Origin of the sequence: Serratia sp. LS-1 (assembly GCF_003719595.1) — a bacterium.
GTDB classification, from domain to species: domain Bacteria; phylum Pseudomonadota; class Gammaproteobacteria; order Enterobacterales; family Enterobacteriaceae; genus Serratia; species Serratia ureilytica.
Genome location: NZ_CP033504.1, coordinates 4,999,457 through 5,014,029, shown reverse-complemented (window position 1 = coordinate 5,014,029; position 14,573 = coordinate 4,999,457). Strand labels below are relative to the sequence as shown.

At 58.1% G+C, this 14,573-nt stretch carries 15 protein-coding genes; 10 read left to right on the top strand and 5 right to left on the bottom strand.

Going from position 1 to position 14,573, the window contains the following annotated elements; all coding sequences use genetic code 11:
• Positions 1–2 precede the first annotated feature (2 nt).
• Positions 3–1,097 carry a dimethylsulfone monooxygenase SfnG gene (gene sfnG / locus EDY99_RS23865; RefSeq protein WP_025305137.1) on the bottom strand — a complete coding sequence of 365 codons (1,095 nt, stop codon included), beginning with the start codon at positions 1,095–1,097 and terminating at the stop codon, positions 3–5.
• A gap of 436 nt (positions 1,098–1,533) precedes the next feature.
• Here sfnG and EDY99_RS23860 point away from each other — a divergent pair, with 436 nt between their 5' ends.
• The 4 genes from EDY99_RS23860 to EDY99_RS23845 all read left to right on the top strand — a co-directional run bounded on the left by EDY99_RS23860 (position 1,534) and on the right by EDY99_RS23845 (position 5,598).
• Positions 1,534–3,714, top strand: coding sequence for a carbon starvation CstA family protein (locus tag EDY99_RS23860; protein ID WP_038630167.1), 2,181 nt, complete (start codon positions 1,534–1,536; stop codon positions 3,712–3,714).
• A 217-nt stretch (positions 3,715–3,931) separates the two neighbouring features.
• On the top strand, positions 3,932–4,135 hold the full coding sequence (locus EDY99_RS23855; protein WP_004953088.1) for a YbdD/YjiX family protein: 204 nt from the start codon (positions 3,932–3,934) through the stop codon (positions 4,133–4,135).
• A 21-nt stretch (positions 4,136–4,156) separates the two neighbouring features.
• Positions 4,157–5,119: a GTPase gene (gene yjiA, locus EDY99_RS23850; RefSeq protein ID WP_123062127.1), complete on the top strand. Its 963-nt coding sequence runs from the start codon at positions 4,157–4,159 to the stop codon at positions 5,117–5,119.
• 56 nt (positions 5,120–5,175) lie between these two features.
• A complete protein-coding gene (locus EDY99_RS23845) occupies positions 5,176–5,598 on the top strand; it encodes a hypothetical protein (protein ID WP_047572849.1) in 423 nt (140 codons plus the stop codon).
• Positions 5,599–5,622: 24 nt separating this feature from the next.
• On the opposite strand, the gene EDY99_RS23840 is transcribed toward EDY99_RS23845, so the two are convergent.
• Complete coding sequence (locus EDY99_RS23840) at positions 5,623–6,645, bottom strand: LacI family DNA-binding transcriptional regulator (RefSeq protein ID WP_123062194.1); 1,023 nt, start codon at positions 6,643–6,645, stop codon at positions 5,623–5,625.
• A 284-nt stretch (positions 6,646–6,929) separates the two neighbouring features.
• On the opposite strand from EDY99_RS23840, the gene ascF reads away from it, so the two are divergent.
• Together ascF and EDY99_RS23830 are read left to right on the top strand one after the other, a co-directional pair.
• Entirely contained in the window at positions 6,930–8,372 is a 1,443-nt protein-coding gene (gene ascF / locus EDY99_RS23835; RefSeq protein WP_123062126.1) for a PTS cellobiose/arbutin/salicin transporter subunit IIBC, read from the top strand.
• A 144-nt stretch (positions 8,373–8,516) separates the two neighbouring features.
• Positions 8,517–9,947 carry a 6-phospho-beta-glucosidase gene (locus EDY99_RS23830; protein WP_123062125.1) on the top strand — a complete coding sequence of 477 codons (1,431 nt, stop codon included), beginning with the start codon at positions 8,517–8,519 and terminating at the stop codon, positions 9,945–9,947.
• 15 nt (positions 9,948–9,962) lie between these two features.
• Here the strand turns inward: EDY99_RS23830 and EDY99_RS23825 are convergent, their stop codons facing one another.
• The 3 genes from EDY99_RS23825 to EDY99_RS23815 are packed head-to-tail and all read right to left on the bottom strand — an operon-like array spanning position 9,963 to position 11,365.
• Positions 9,963–10,382: a putative T6SS immunity periplasmic lipoprotein gene (locus EDY99_RS23825; protein ID WP_123062124.1), complete on the bottom strand. Its 420-nt coding sequence runs from the start codon at positions 10,380–10,382 to the stop codon at positions 9,963–9,965.
• Between the two features lie 12 nt (positions 10,383–10,394).
• A complete protein-coding gene (locus EDY99_RS23820; protein ID WP_123062123.1) occupies positions 10,395–10,820 on the bottom strand; it encodes a putative T6SS immunity periplasmic lipoprotein in 426 nt (141 codons plus the stop codon).
• Between the two features lie 11 nt (positions 10,821–10,831).
• Complete coding sequence (locus EDY99_RS23815) at positions 10,832–11,365, bottom strand: hypothetical protein (protein ID WP_048795350.1); 534 nt, start codon at positions 11,363–11,365, stop codon at positions 10,832–10,834.
• 399 nt (positions 11,366–11,764) lie between these two features.
• On the opposite strand from EDY99_RS23815, the gene EDY99_RS23810 reads away from it, so the two are divergent.
• The 4 genes from EDY99_RS23810 to EDY99_RS23795 all read left to right on the top strand — a co-directional run bounded on the left by EDY99_RS23810 (position 11,765) and on the right by EDY99_RS23795 (position 14,573).
• Complete coding sequence (locus EDY99_RS23810; RefSeq protein WP_123062122.1) at positions 11,765–12,007, top strand: ash family protein; 243 nt, start codon at positions 11,765–11,767, stop codon at positions 12,005–12,007.
• Positions 11,902–12,210 carry a hypothetical protein gene (locus EDY99_RS23805; RefSeq protein WP_123062121.1) on the top strand — a complete coding sequence of 103 codons (309 nt, stop codon included), beginning with the start codon at positions 11,902–11,904 and terminating at the stop codon, positions 12,208–12,210. The genes EDY99_RS23810 and EDY99_RS23805 overlap by 106 nt, the downstream gene beginning before the upstream one ends.
• A gap of 235 nt (positions 12,211–12,445) precedes the next feature.
• Complete coding sequence (locus EDY99_RS23800) at positions 12,446–13,564, top strand: HNH endonuclease signature motif containing protein (RefSeq protein ID WP_123062120.1); 1,119 nt, start codon at positions 12,446–12,448, stop codon at positions 13,562–13,564.
• Positions 13,565–13,655: 91 nt separating this feature from the next.
• Positions 13,656–14,573, top strand: a complete 918-nt coding sequence (locus tag EDY99_RS23795) for a restriction endonuclease (protein ID WP_123062119.1) — start codon at positions 13,656–13,658, stop codon at positions 14,571–14,573.

Sequence of the window (14,573 nt, the reverse complement as noted above, 5' to 3'; positions counted from 1 at the left end):
GCTCAGGCCGCCGCCCGCTGGCGCTCCAGTTCGCGCACCAGCGGGATCACTTCGCGGCCGAAGTACTCCACCTCTTCCTGGAAGTGCAGAAACGCCAGCAACAGCAGATCCACTCCGGCGTCTTTCAACGCGATGATGCGCTCGGCGATCTGCTGCGGCGTGCCGATCAGGTTGGTTTTAAAGCCGTCGTTATACTGCACCAAGTCTTCGAAGGTGGACTTGGCCCAGTTGCCCTCGCCCTCGGGCGAGGCCGCCCCGGCGTTCTTCACCTCGTGCCCGAAGCCCTGCACCGCCTCCGGGTTGGCGTGATCGATGATCTCCTGCAGCACCGCCTGCGCCGCCTGTTCGCTCTCGCGGGCGATGACGAAACCGTTCACCCCCACCTTCACCCGATGGTGATTGGCCTGCGCCTTGCTCTGGATGTCCTCCACCTGCCGGCGAATGCCCTCCACGCTGTTGCCGTTGGTGAAATACCAGTCCGAGACCCGCGCCGCCATGTCGCGCGCCGCGCGTGAGCTGCCGCCCTGGAAAATTTCCGGCAACGGCGCCAGCGGCTTCGGCTTCAGCGAGTAGTCGCGGAAACGGTAGAAATCGCCGGCGAAGGTGAAGCTGGGCTCAGTCCAGATGCCGCGCAGGCAGCGGATAAACTCTTCCGAGCGCAGGTAGCGCTCCTCATGATCCAGCCACGGCTCGCCGATGGCCTTGAACTCGCCGCGGAACCAGCCGCTGACAATGTTCACCGCGATGCGCGCGTTGGAAAGATGGCTGATGGTGGCGATCTGTTTGGCCGCCAGCGTGGGGTTCCACGGCCCCGGCAGCAGCGCGGCGATCACTTTCAGCTTTTCGGTGGCGTCCAGCAGGGCCTGTGAGAACGACACCGACTCGTGCTGGTTCTCCGCGCCGTAACCGGCGGTGAAGCGGATCTGGGTAAGCGCGTAGTCGAAACCGGCGCGCTCGGCGATCTGCGCCAGCTTGCGGTTATAACCGATGTCCCAACCGGTGCGCTGCGGGATATTGCTGATCACCAGGCCGCCGGAAACGTTCGGCACCCAGTAGGCGAACTGAATCGGCTGCTGCGAGTGGTTTGCTGCTGACATGCTTCTCTCCCTCTGACCGTCGGCGCCGTTATGCGGCGCGCATATAACCATTATTGATTTCCAAATATTGAAAACCTTGTTTTGGTTATAAATCCGATAGCAGGATGCGTGCCAATCGCCACGTTAAGGCATCTGGCTGAAAAACCGGGCGTTTAAAGCCGACGGGTGCGGGCGGGTGCTGCATTGGCAACAGCGGCTGACGGGCGGCTGTTGGTTATGCAGCAAACCGCTCACCCCGCCAATCCAACCGTTCACCCGGCGGATCTGACCGCTGACCGAAATACGCCTGTCTTCCCCCCTAACCCCCGGCGATGATGAGCTGTTCCTAAACCCGCCTTACCTCGGGAAAGACGCTACGGCTCACCGCGCCACTCTGACATCTCTTACAAGCGGATGAGTTCATTCATATTTTGCAGACTGGAATTAAGGATACCTCATGAAACGAGAGGGGATTTTAAAGCACATTCCGTGGATGCTGCTGGGGATACTCGGCGCAGCCTGCCTCGGCGTGGTGGCGCTGCGCCGCGGCGAACACATCAGCGCGCTGTGGATCGTCGTCGCTTCGGTGGCGGTGTATCTGGTGGCCTACCGCTACTATAGCCTGTACATCGCCACCAGGGTGATGAAGCTGGACGCCGGCCGCGCCACCCCGGCGGTGGTCAACAACGACGGCCTGAACTACGTGCCGACCAACAAGAACGTGCTGTTCGGCCACCACTTCGCCGCCATCGCCGGTGCCGGTCCACTGGTGGGGCCGGTGCTGGCCGCGCAGGTCGGCTACCTGCCCGGCACGCTGTGGCTGCTGGGCGGCGTGGTGCTGGCCGGGGCGGTGCAGGACTTTATGGTGCTGTTCATCTCCTCGCGCCGCAACGGCGCCTCGCTCGGTGAGATCATCAAAAAAGAGATGGGGCCGATACCGGGCACCATCGCGCTGTTCGGCTGCTTCCTGATCATGATCATCATCCTGGCGGTGCTGGCGCTGATCGTGGTGAAAGCGCTGGCGGAAAGCCCGTGGGGGGTGTTCACCGTCTGCTCCACCGTGCCGATCGCGCTGTTTATGGGGATCTACATGCGCTATCTGCGCCCCGGCCGCGTGGGTGAAGTGTCGATCATCGGCATCGTGCTGCTGGTGGCCGCCATCTGGTTCGGCGGCGTAGTGGCGCACGACCCGTACTGGGGCCCGGCGCTGACCTTTAAAGACACCACCATCACCTTCACACTGATCGGCTACGCCTTTGTCTCCGCCCTGCTGCCGGTGTGGCTGATCCTGGCGCCGCGCGACTACCTGGCCACCTTCCTGAAAATCGGCGTGATCGTCGGGCTGGCGATCGGCATCGTGATCCTCAACCCTGAGCTGAAAATGCCGGCGGTAACCCAGTTCGTCGACGGCACCGGCCCGGTGTGGAAAGGCACCCTGTTCCCGTTCCTGTTCATCACCATCGCCTGTGGCGCGGTCTCCGGCTTCCATGCGCTGATCGCCTCCGGCACCACGCCGAAGCTGCTGGCCAATGAGACCGACGCGCGCTTTATCGGCTACGGCGCGATGCTGATGGAGTCCTTCGTCGCCATCATGGCGCTGGTGGCGGCGTCCATCATCGAGCCGGGCCTGTACTTCGCCATGAACACCCCACCGGCGGCGCTGGGCATCACCATGCCGGATCTGCACCGCCTGGGCACCGAAGACGCGCCGATGATCATGGCTTCGCTGAAGGACGTGACCGTGCACGCGGCGGCGGCGGTCAGCTCCTGGGGCTTCGTCATCAGCCCGGAACAGATCCTGCAGACCGCCACCGACATCGGCGAACCTTCGGTGCTGAACCGCGCCGGCGGCGCGCCAACGCTGGCGGTGGGCATCGCCCACGTGTTCCACCAGATCATTCCGGGCGCCAACATGGGCTTCTGGTACCACTTCGGCATTCTGTTCGAGGCGCTGTTCATCCTGACCGCGCTGGACGCCGGCACCCGCTCCGGCCGCTTTATGCTGCAGGATCTGCTGGGCAACTTCGTGCCGTTCCTGAAGAAAACCGACTCGCTGGTGGCCGGCATCGTCGGCACCGCCGGCTGCGTCGGGCTGTGGGGCTACCTGCTGTATCAGGGCGTGGTGGATCCGCTCGGCGGCGTGAAGAGCCTGTGGCCGCTGTTCGGCATCTCCAACCAGATGCTGGCCGCCGTGGCGCTGGTGCTGGGCACCGTGGTGCTGATTAAGATGAAGCGCACCCAATACATCTGGGTGACCGTGCTGCCGGCGGTGTGGCTGCTGATCTGCACCACCTACGCGCTGGGCCTGAAGCTGTTCAGCGACAACCCGCAGCTGGAAGGCTTCTTCTTCCTGGCCGGCGAATACAAACGCAAAATCGCCGAGGGCGGCGCCGAGCTGAGCGCCCAGCAGATCGCCAACATGAACCACATCGTGGTGAACAACTACACCAACGCCGGGCTGAGCATTCTGTTCCTGCTGGTGGTGTACAGCATCATCTTCTACGGGGTGAAAACCGCGATGGCGGCGCACAAGAACCCGAAACGCACCGATCAGGAAACGCCTTACGTGCCGGTGCCGCAGGCCGCGCCCGCCGACGGCGTAACTGAGGGGGAGGTCAAAGTTTCGACCCAGCATTGATGTGATTTAACGGATACCCTGCATAATAACGTTAAGTAGTACCCAAAGCCGCACGGCCTGTGCATCGCAAGATGTCAGGCGTGCGGCGCGATGCAATCGAGATACCCGGGGCGACCCGGAGGTGGGGCATCCCTGCGGGAACCCCATCCCCCGGCTTCCCCTAATATCAGGCTAAAGCAAGCGCTGTAGTGATGCAGGGTAGAGTTGGAGAAGGCTTATGTTCGGAAATCTCGGCCAGGCGGGGAAGTACCTCGGGCAGGCGGCGCGCATGTTGGTGGGCGTGCCTGACTACGATACCTACGTCCAGCACATGAAAGACAACCACCCGGACAAGCCGGTGATGACCTATAAAGAATTTTTCCGCGAGCGCCAACAAGCGCGCTACGGCGGCGACGGCAAAGGCGGCATGCGCTGCTGTTAACCCGCAGTCACAAGGACCCGTATGAAACCCATTGCAGTCACCATCCTGACCGGCTTTTTGGGCGCCGGCAAAACCACCCTGCTGCGCCACATCCTGAACGCCGAACACGGCTATAAAATCGCGGTCATCGAGAACGAGTTCGGCGAAGTGCCGATCGATGACGCACTGATCGGCGATCGCGCCAGCCGCATTACCACCCTGAGCAACGGTTGCATCTGCTGCAGCAAGTCCAACGAACTGGCGGACGCGCTGCTGGATCTGCTGGACGGCGTCGACAGCGGCCAGCTGGCGTTCGACCGGCTGATCATCGAATGCACTGGCATGGCCGATCCCGGCCCGATTACCCAGACCTTTTTCTCGCACGAAATCCTGTGCGAGCGCTTCCTGCTGGACGGCATCATCACCCTGGTGGACGCGGCGCACGCCGAGCAGCAGCTGAGCCAGTTCAGCATCGCCCAGGCGCAGGTGGGCTACGCCGACCGCATCCTGCTGACCAAAACCGACGTGGCGCCGGACTGCGAGGCGCTGATCCAGCGGCTGCAGCGGATGAACGCCCGCGCGCCGGTCTACAAGGTCACGCACGGCGATATCGATCTAAGCGTGCTGTTCGACATCGAAGGCTTCACGCTGAACGACAAGCTGAACCTGACGCCAGCCACCCCGCTGTTCCGCCGTATCCCGCAGCCACAGAGCGACATCCGCTCAATTGTCGTGACGCTGGAGCGCCCGCTGCCGCTGATGCAAATCTCCGACGTGATGGAAGGCCTGCTGCTGGAATACGCCGACAACCTGCTGCGCTACAAAGGCATTCTGTCTATCGAAGACGAGCCGCGCCGCCTGCTGTTCCAGGGCGTGCAGCGGTTGTATAACGCCGACTGGGATCGGGAATGGCTGCCTGAGGAAGAGCGCAAGAGCACGCTGGTGTTTATCGGTGTGGATTTGCCGGAGGAGGAGATTCGGGGAAGGATTGGGGGGTTGGGGTAAGATAAACCATTCCCCAGGCCAACACGGCCTATATCCAGCAAACTCAAGGATGAACGATGGCAAACAACGTGATGATAGTAGGATTAAAGGCGCTTAACCTGTGCGCGAGCGCCTATATCGTCATCAAACTGAGCACGGTGTTAGCCATCGGCATCATGTTTCTTATTGTCTCTTACGCCGGCGTGGAGGACGTTGAGCTGTCCAATCTCCTCGCCGGGGCGCTCATCATCCTGCCGCTGTTGGTCGTCGTCGGTGGCACGCTTATCGTCTGCGCCGTCGCCGCCTATCTCAACCTAAAGGCGCCCTATCGTAAAAAAGCGCTGTTCTTTAGCCTGCTGTTGGGCAGCATCTCTGCGGTTGGCCTGCTGCTGCCCTACACACGCGAGTTCGCGCTATCCACGGCACTTGCCAGCGCCCTGGCATTGTGCAGCGCGCTGGGGATTTTTGCTTTGTCGAAGAGGCGGATTCAAGCGTTGTAGCGCCTGAAAAAGACGGGTACGCGCTTATGCCTTTCCCCAATACGGCCCCGCCGCCACCGATTCGCGCTCGATCAGGCTGGCCGGGAAGCTGGGGCGCTTGCTCAGCTCGCCGCCGTCCAGCATCGACAGCAGGCGGTTGATGGTCTCCTGGATCATCTCGGTGACCGGCATCTTCATGCTCGACAGCGACGGCACGGTATAGGGCGCCAGCGGGATGTCGTCGAAGCCGATGACCGATACCGCCTCCGGCACCGCCACGCCGCGCTCCGCCAGCCGCTTCATCGCGCCGATGGCCATTTCGTCGTTGCCGGCGACGATGGCGCTGAACGGCTGCCCGCCGGCCAGCAGCGCATCGACCGCCGCCACGCCGCTTTGCGCGTTCCATTTTCCTTCGACGATCAACGCCTCGTTAACCGCAATGTCCTGCTGCGCCAGCGCGGACTTATAGCCGGAAAGCCGCTCCAGCCCGGTGGGGGAATCGAGCGAGCCGGTGATAAAGGCGATGTCTCGATGGCCGCGCGCGATCAGGTGCGCCACCGCCGCCGCGCCGGCGGCGTGCTGATCGCTGAAGATGCAGTAGCTGTCGTTCAGCCGCAGCCGCCGGTTGATCACCAGAATCGGCTGGCGGTGTTGGGAGACGATCTCGTCCATTTCCGCGATCGACAGAAAACGCGGGTAGATGATCACCCCGTCGCAGCGCAGATCCAGCAAAAACTGAATGGCGGCCCGCTCCTCTTCGGCGGTGTGCTTGCCGTCCGCCAGGATCAGCTGGCGGCCGTTCGCCTCCATGATGCGCGCCGACTGCGCCATCAGTTCGCTGAAATAGTTGCCGCTGTAGAGGGTGTTGGTGACCACCAGGCCGAGGGTTTGGGTGGTGTTGGTCGCCAGGCTGCGCGCCAGCAGGTTGGGCCGATAGCCGGTTTCCGCGATGGCTTTATCCACCAACGCGCGTTTCTCCTCGCTGACATAGCCGCTGCCGGACAAAACGCGCGACACCGTCGCCTTTGAAACGCCGGCCTTTTTCGCCACCTCGAGTATCGTTGCCATCTGTGCGCCGCCAAAATCCATGGGTTCAGCGCAGTCTACCCAAGACGCCCGGCGTTTGGAACGCTTTCGCGCCCCTGCACGTCGGTGCGCACTTACCTCTGACGATCCAGATCACGAAAACGAAACGCCAAAAATCATAGTTCTTGCCAACTACAAAACACAAATACATGATTTTGTGAAACCGGTTTCTTATGGGCGTTTCATACGGATGGAACGACGGATCGCCCAGGCAGTAAATATTCGCCTTTGGGCTATCCGAATTGCTATCTGAGAGACGACACGCCATGCCGAAGAACTACGCAGAGATCTCGCACGCCATCGTGGCCGCCCTGGGCGGCACGGGCAATATCGAGGCCGTGACCCACTGCATGACCCGCCTGAGATTCGTGGTGAAAGACAAAGCGCGGATCGACACGCCGGCGCTGAAGGCCATCGACGGCGTGCTGGGCGTGGTGCACAGCGGCGAGCAGTGCCAGGTGATCATCGGCAACGAGGTGGCCAAGGCCTATCAGGCGGTGCTGGCGCTCGGCATGCCGGGCGCGGCGGCCCCCGCCGCCCCGGTGAAGCGCAAGCTCACCCTGAAGGGCATCGGCGCCGGCATTCTCGACGCGCTGGTGGGCACCATGTCGCCCCTGATCCCCGCCATCATCGGCGGCTCGATGGTGAAGCTGCTGGCGATGATCCTGGATATGGCCGGGGTATTTGAGAAAGGCTCCTCGACCCTCGTCATCCTCAATGTGATCGGCGACGGCGCGTTCTTCTTCCTGCCGGTGATGGTCGCCGCCTCGGCAGCGCTGAAGTTCAAAACCAACATGTCGCTGGCGATCGCCATCGCCGGGGTGCTGGTGCATCCCAACTTTATCGATCTGATGGCCAAGGCGGCGCAGGGCCAGGCGGTGGAATTCGCCTTCATCCCGGTGACGGCGGTGAAATACACCTACACGGTGATCCCGGCGCTGGTGATGACCTGGATCCTGTCGCACATCGAACGCGGGGTGGATCGCATCACCCCGGCGGTGACCAAGAACTTCCTCAAGCCGATGCTGATCGTGCTGATCGCCGCGCCGATCGCCATTCTGCTTATCGGCCCGCTCGGCATCTGGATCGGCAGCGGCATTTCGGCGCTGGTCTACACCGTGCACGGCTACCTGGGCTGGCTTTCCGTGGCCATCATGGGAGCGATTTGGCCGCTGCTGGTGATCACCGGCATGCACCGGGTGTTCACCCCGACCATCATCCAGACCATCGCCGAGACCGGCAAAGAGGGCATGGTGATGCCTTCGGAGATCGGCGCCAACCTGTCGCTGGGCGGCGCTTCGCTGGCGGTGGCGCTGAAAACCAAGAACCGCGAGCTGCGCCAGACCGCGCTGGCCGCCGCGGCCTCCGCCATCGTGGCGGGGATTTCCGAACCGGCGCTGTACGGCGTGGCGGTACGCCTGAAGCGGCCGCTGGTCGCCAGCCTGATCAGCGGCTTTGTCTGCGGCGCGGTCGCCGGCATCGGTGGGCTGGCCAGCCATTCGATGGCCTCGCCCGGGCTGTTCACCAGCGTGCAGTTCTTCGATCCGGCCAACCCGATGAGCATCGTGTGGGTGGTGGCGGTGATGGCGCTCTCGGTGGTGCTGTCGTTCGCGCTCACGCTGATGCTGGGCTTCGAGGATCTGCCGGAAAACGCCGCCGCGCCCGGCCAAACCGCACCGGCGGCGAACGCCGCCGGCGCAACGCATTAACGTATATTTATACCCTAAATAGTTGGAGCGGCATCAAGGCGGCAAGAGAGCGAATCCCGATGAGCTTACACAAGTAAGTGATTCGGGTGAGTGAACGCAGCCAACACGGATGCAGCTTCAAGTATGACGGGTATTGAGGATTGCATGTCTGACTCAACATTCCCTAAAGGATTTTTATGGGGCGGCGCTTTAGCCGCCAACCAGGCGGAAGGCGGCTATCGCGAGGGCGGCAAAGGGCTGACCACCGTCGATATGATCCCGCACGGCCCGCACCGCATGGCGGTCAAACTCGGGCTGGAGAAGCGCTTTAACCTGCGCGACGACGAGTTTTACCCCAGCCACGACGCCATCGATTTCTACCACCGCTACCGCGACGACATCGCGCTGATGGCGGAGATGGGCTTTACCGTGTTCCGCACCTCCATCGCCTGGAGTCGGATTTACCCCAACGGCGACGAGCTGACGCCCAACGCCGAAGGCATCGCCTTCTACCGCAGCCTGTTCGAAGAGTGCCGCCAATACGGCATCGAACCGCTGGTCACCCTGTGCCACTTCGACGTGCCGATGCACCTGGTGACCGAATACGGCTCCTGGCGCAGTCGCAGGATGGTGGAGTTCTTCACTCGCTACGCCCGCACCTGCTTCGAAGCCTTCGACGGGCTGGTGAAATACTGGCTGACCTTCAACGAGATCAACATCCTGCTGCACAGCCCGTTCTCCGGCGCGGGGCTGGTGTTTGAAGCGGACGAAAACCCCGAACAGGTGAAATACCAGGCCGCGCACCACGAACTGGTGGCCAGCGCGCTGGCGACGCGCATCGCCCATGAAGTGAACCCCGCCAACCAGGTGGGCTGCATGCTGGCCGGCGGCAACTTCTACCCGTGGTCCAGCAAGCCGGAAGACGTGTGGGCCGCGCTGGAGAAAGACCGCGAGAACCTGTTCTTTATCGACGTGCAGGCGCGCGGCGCTTACCCCTCCTACGCTGCCCGCGTCTTCCGCGAGAAAGGCGTCAGCATCGTCATGGAACCGGAAGACGCCGACATCCTGAAGCACGCCGTCGACTTCGTCTCCTTCAGCTACTACGCCTCGCGCTGCGCCTCCGCCGACATGAACGACAACAACAGCAGCGCCGCCAACGTGGTGAAATCGCTGGCGAACCCGCACGTGCCGCGCAGCGACTGGGGCTGGGGCATCGATCCGCTGGGGCTGCGCATCACCATGAACATGATGTACGACCGCTACCAAAAACCGCTGTTCCTGGTGGAAAATGGCCTGGGCGCGCACGACGAGTTCAATGCAGCAGGCGAGGTTGAGGACGACTACCGCATCAGCTACCTGCGCGAACACATCCGTGCCATGGCCGACGCCATCGCCGACGGCGTGCCGGTGCTGGGTTACACCACCTGGGGCTGCATCGACCTAGTGGCCGCCTCGACCGGCGAAATGAGCAAGCGCTACGGCTTTGTCTACGTCGACCGCGACGACCAGGGCAACGGCACCCTCGCCCGCACCCGCAAGAAATCGTTCTGGTGGTATAAGAAAGTGATCGCCAGCAATGGGGGGGATTTGGGGTAGGTTGGGGGGGGGGGGTTAGCGTGGGGTGCGGAGGGCTTCCAACCTAAGTTGATTGCCATCCTGCTGCACAACGAATTCGGCGACAAATTCACGCGCAGAGGGAAACTCACCCGCCTGCTGTTTCTTCTGGGAGACCAGCTTCGCGGAGAAATGGTACTGCTGCCCCGGCGTAAATACGTAGCCCTCATCAGGAACACACTGATTGGGGGCGACATCCCGCAGCGGATCGAAGAATTTGAACGTGCGGCTCTGCGCCTCATCCAATCGGTAGATCGAGATGCCCGCAAGCTTTTCGTCTCCCTGCGGCTGAACGGTGATGCATACTTTGCCCTCACGCAGGCTGGCGGTAGCTGGGTAATATACGGGGATACGATCGCCTATCGACGGACAGCCGGCGAGCAGGAAGGGGAATGCGAGGGGGAAGATCCGTTTCATTTTGTCTCTGCGTTATCTGCTGCCCTGTGTGATATTTTCAATTTCGTAAACACCATTGAGCTTTGTCACTTTGAAGTGAGCAATAAAGGCCCTGCCGGAAACATCCTGCAGGTTTCTGCGCTTATCAATCGGCACGAAATTCAGCCTCATGCTGTAGGTATGATTTTCCTGAAACGGGTAATCGTTCTGCGTAACGCAAATACCCTTTTTAAGATCCTGATTCCCCACCTCAATCAATTTCTCATCAGCATCACCACTGAGATAGAGCGTATCTGGCCTTTCGTTTTCCTTTGGTGACGGATAGATGCAGATGTCGCCATTCGCTTTAGCATGGGCGGTGATAGGGATATCCGGCGCATAGCGCTGATCGAGACGATCGCCTACGCAGGCGCTTAACAAAGTCACACCAACAACGACACAGAACAGTCTCGCCTTCATAACCAATCCTCTTACTTGTAAGGAAAACCGACTAACACTTTCTCATATTTTTCTTTTACTTTTCTCACATCGGCATAGTCATTACCGTTGTAAGTCACTTCCTTGCCGAAGCGGTTTCTCCAAACAGCATAACCTGAAGAGGTCAACAAATGATAATCAGCAACGATCTGAGCCTGTTGCTCCATAGCGTAGTTCTTTAGGAGTTTGGAGCCATCCAGTTCATAACTGTAATTTGCCAACCAACTGTAGAGGCCTCGAGTCTTAACCCACATACCACGCTGGTATTGCCAAACATGAACCATTTCATGGATGAAAAGATGTTTATGACTATAACCTTCCTTTGAGAAATCGGGCACGTACCAGTCCCTAAAATACAACTCACCATTGGGGGACATCGCAGTGTTTCGATTTTGCAAGCCAAAGGGGAAATAGCTATCGTGATGAACCCAGACTTTCCCATAAATAATTGAACCACCAAATACCGACTTCGCAAGGCCGATCTCCCCGGAGGTTAATAGTCTTAAAGCGCCCTCTTTCTTTTCCATCGTGGTGCATCCCTGTCATTATTTAAAAAACTCACTGCCGCGGGCACTAACAAAGAGGTTAATAATAGCACCCTAGGTACACAGGATAAACATTCAACCATTCTTTTTGCATTCATTCACCTCAACGTATTTCGTGACAACAAAACTCACAGATTTAATAATTCATTTAGCAAATGAATTATTCCAACTGATTAGCCTGAATTAAAATTTAATAACTGCGATCTGCATTCCAACCTCATGAGTAAACAGCCTGTAATTCCATACAGCTTATTTTTTCCTTTTACTGATAACGTTATAGTTTTTCCGCTGCGGCAAAATCCGTAGCCGGAGTTAGCGTTCCGAACACTTACACAAGGCAGCATTATGTATATAATGCTGGGGCTCTAAACATCCAGAATTATGGTGGCCCAAGTGGGGGCTTCGCAAGAAGCGCCGGTTTCCTTCGTGTCCGGTAACGCTAACTCCGCTTGGGCTACCACCATGGGTTTAGCGTCTCATGTGGTAGTACGCATACTACACACTAAGGATAAAGACACATGGAAAATGTCGCCATCACCGAAAACCCCACAAGTACCCTCACCCTTTATCGCCAACTGTTTAACCACCTCGATCTCAGCGCGTTCAATCCTTCAGAGCTCTTAGACCTGGCCGCACTTTCTGCCGAGCAAGCAGAAGGGCTGTGCCACGGACTGATGCTGTTCGGCCATTTACTGCAAGAGACCCCGCAGTTGGATACCGAAGGCTGGGAACAGCTGAACCGCTATCTCAATGCCACGGCACATCTGGTTCCTGCGCTATGTAACCTTTATGGGCGTGCGCTGCGGGAGATGGAAGCCTGCGGCTAACGTAAATGACAATCAGGGCGATGCCTGCACTCGTCGCCCTTCCCACCCACGATTTCCAATAGATCTGACTGACATATCACAACAAAAGCATTCATCAAGGTAGGCATTTCCTCCCCTACCTGGCATAGTTAACGCATTCGGTAAATCGATGAGTTAACTGCTGGGTATTGATGCATACTGCTCTCGTCAGCAAGCACATTGCCCAGAGCTTACTCGGTGATGTGAGGGAGTGGTTTTGACAACTGCAATAGAGGCGTTATCTTCAAAAGAATCCGTTTTAAAAGCCATCGAAGAATATAAAAAACTTGGCCGAGATGAATTCTTAAAACAACATGAAATAAAACGATTTAAAAAATACACCCTTCATTATAATGGCGAGAAGTACGATATCCGCGGCATTGCCGCTAGAGCATACAATGAGCAGCATGGTTATCCGTTTAAAGGAATCAACACCGATAGCGGAACGGAAAAAGCCATCCAATTTCTCAAAGACCTCGGTTTTGAGATCGCCGAAACACCGCATCCTTTTGACTATTTAACCGAAGGCAAACTGTACACACGCAAAGCGCTTATCGAGCTCTACGGCGGGCAGCTGCAAGGCGGTATCTGGACCCCGCGGGAATTCCCAGTGATCTTTATCTTCACAGGAGAAAGCGGCGAAACCTACGGCTATAAAGATGGATGGACAGCCGAAGGCAGCTTCTCTTATACGGGGGAAGGCCAAAAAGGCCCTATGGAATTTATTCGGGGTAATAAATCCATCCGCGACCATAAAAAAGACGGCAAAGACATCTTCCTGTTCGAAGACAACAAGAAAGAAAAAGGCGTTCGCTATCTTGGCATGTTTGAGTGCGATTCTTGGGATCACATTCAGTGCTTAGACTTAGAAAATAACATGCGACAAGGCATTACCTTTAACCTGTTCAAAGTCTCGTCACTGCACGCGGTTGAAGAAGAAGCAGACACCGATGAAGCCGATACGCAAACGGAGACGCTCGAGCAGTTGCGCAAGAAGGCACTGCAGTCCTCACAGCAATCTGGCCAGCGCCAACAGAGCGACAGCAAAAAATCCTGGTTCAAACGCAGCGAAGACGTAAAAAAATACGTGCTCAAGCGCGCCAATGGCATCTGCGAAGCCTGCGATCAGCCGGCCCCCTTCAAGAAAAGGAACGGCGATCCCTACCTTGAACCCCATCACACAAAACGCCTCGCCGATGAAGGCCCCGATCACCCGCAGTGGGTTGGCGCCATCTGCCCCACTTGCCATCGCCGGATTCATAGCGGGGTGGATGGGAAAGAGGTGAACAAGAAGCTGATGGTGAAGCTGGAGGTGAAAGAGGCCGCTATCGGTTAAAAGTTGCCTGCAACAGCGTGCTACCTGTCAACTTCAAAACCGAGTTTGTGCAGTATCATAGAAATAATAAGGAAAAACAGGGAACCTCAGCATGTCAGTACCTACCTACGACCAATTCATCGAGCCGGTGCTTCGCTTTTTGGCAACCAAGCCCGAAGGCGCACTTGCTCGAGATGTGCAAGATGCAGCAGCAGACATACTCAACCTAAACGAAGAACAACGAGCAGAAACCATTGCCAGCGGCCAATTGGTTTATAAGAATCGTACCGGCTGGGCTCACGATCGTTTGAAACGTGCAGGGCTCTCGCACAGCTTATCCAGAGGCAAATGGTGCTTAACCGCCAAAGGCATCGACTGGTTAAAGCAGCATCCAAACCCGCTCACTGCAGCAGAAGTCGAGCATCTCGCTTTGGCTTATAGCAACGTCAAACTTCAACAAAATAGTGATGCGGTGGATTTGGACCCGGTAACAGAACCTCTTCTCACCGAAGCGATGTTAACAAATAGCCCAGACGATCGCCTGGAACAATCAATCAAAGAGATCCGCGATGCGGTTGCGACAGAACTGCTAGAGAACCTGAGCCAAGTATCCCCAGGCCGCTTCGAGGTCATCGTGCTGGATGTGCTGCACCGTTTGGGCTACGGCGGCCACCGCGATGATTTAAAGCGAGTCGGAGGCAACGGTGATGCGGGGATTGATGGCGTAATTTCTTTAGACAAGCTCGGCTTAGAAAAAGTGTATGTGCAAGCCAAACGTTGGCAAAACACCGTAGGCCGCCCTGAGTTGCATGCATTCTACGGTGCACTGGTGGGGCAAAAGGCCAAACGGGGAGTATTCATCACGACCTCTGGTTTTACTAAGCATGCCGTTGCCTACGCGCAATCGGTAGAAGGCATGGTACTTATCGACGGTAACCGATTGGTACATCTGATGATGGATAATGAGGTGGGTGTTAGTTCGACGCTGGTTAAAGTACCAAAGTTGGATAGTGATTATTTTGATCAGTAA

Coding starts and splice junctions, on each gene's coding strand:
- sfnG (WP_025305137.1), bottom strand. CDS start 1,097: ATGTCAGCAGCAAACCACTCGCAGCAGCCGATTCAGTTCGCCTACTGG.
- EDY99_RS23860 (WP_038630167.1), top strand. CDS start 1,534: ATGAAACGAGAGGGGATTTTAAAGCACATTCCGTGGATGCTGCTGGGG.
- EDY99_RS23855 (WP_004953088.1), top strand. CDS start 3,932: ATGTTCGGAAATCTCGGCCAGGCGGGGAAGTACCTCGGGCAGGCGGCG.
- yjiA (WP_123062127.1), top strand. CDS start 4,157: ATGAAACCCATTGCAGTCACCATCCTGACCGGCTTTTTGGGCGCCGGC.
- EDY99_RS23845 (WP_047572849.1), top strand. CDS start 5,176: ATGGCAAACAACGTGATGATAGTAGGATTAAAGGCGCTTAACCTGTGC.
- EDY99_RS23840 (WP_123062194.1), bottom strand. CDS start 6,645: ATGGCAACGATACTCGAGGTGGCGAAAAAGGCCGGCGTTTCAAAGGCG.
- ascF (WP_123062126.1), top strand. CDS start 6,930: ATGCCGAAGAACTACGCAGAGATCTCGCACGCCATCGTGGCCGCCCTG.
- EDY99_RS23830 (WP_123062125.1), top strand. CDS start 8,517: ATGTCTGACTCAACATTCCCTAAAGGATTTTTATGGGGCGGCGCTTTA.
- EDY99_RS23825 (WP_123062124.1), bottom strand. CDS start 10,382: ATGAAACGGATCTTCCCCCTCGCATTCCCCTTCCTGCTCGCCGGCTGT.
- EDY99_RS23820 (WP_123062123.1), bottom strand. CDS start 10,820: ATGAAGGCGAGACTGTTCTGTGTCGTTGTTGGTGTGACTTTGTTAAGC.
- EDY99_RS23815 (WP_048795350.1), bottom strand. CDS start 11,365: ATGGAAAAGAAAGAGGGCGCTTTAAGACTATTAACCTCCGGGGAGATC.
- EDY99_RS23810 (WP_123062122.1), top strand. CDS start 11,765: ATGGTGGCCCAAGTGGGGGCTTCGCAAGAAGCGCCGGTTTCCTTCGTG.
- EDY99_RS23805 (WP_123062121.1), top strand. CDS start 11,902: ATGGAAAATGTCGCCATCACCGAAAACCCCACAAGTACCCTCACCCTT.
- EDY99_RS23795 (WP_123062119.1), top strand. CDS start 13,656: ATGTCAGTACCTACCTACGACCAATTCATCGAGCCGGTGCTTCGCTTT.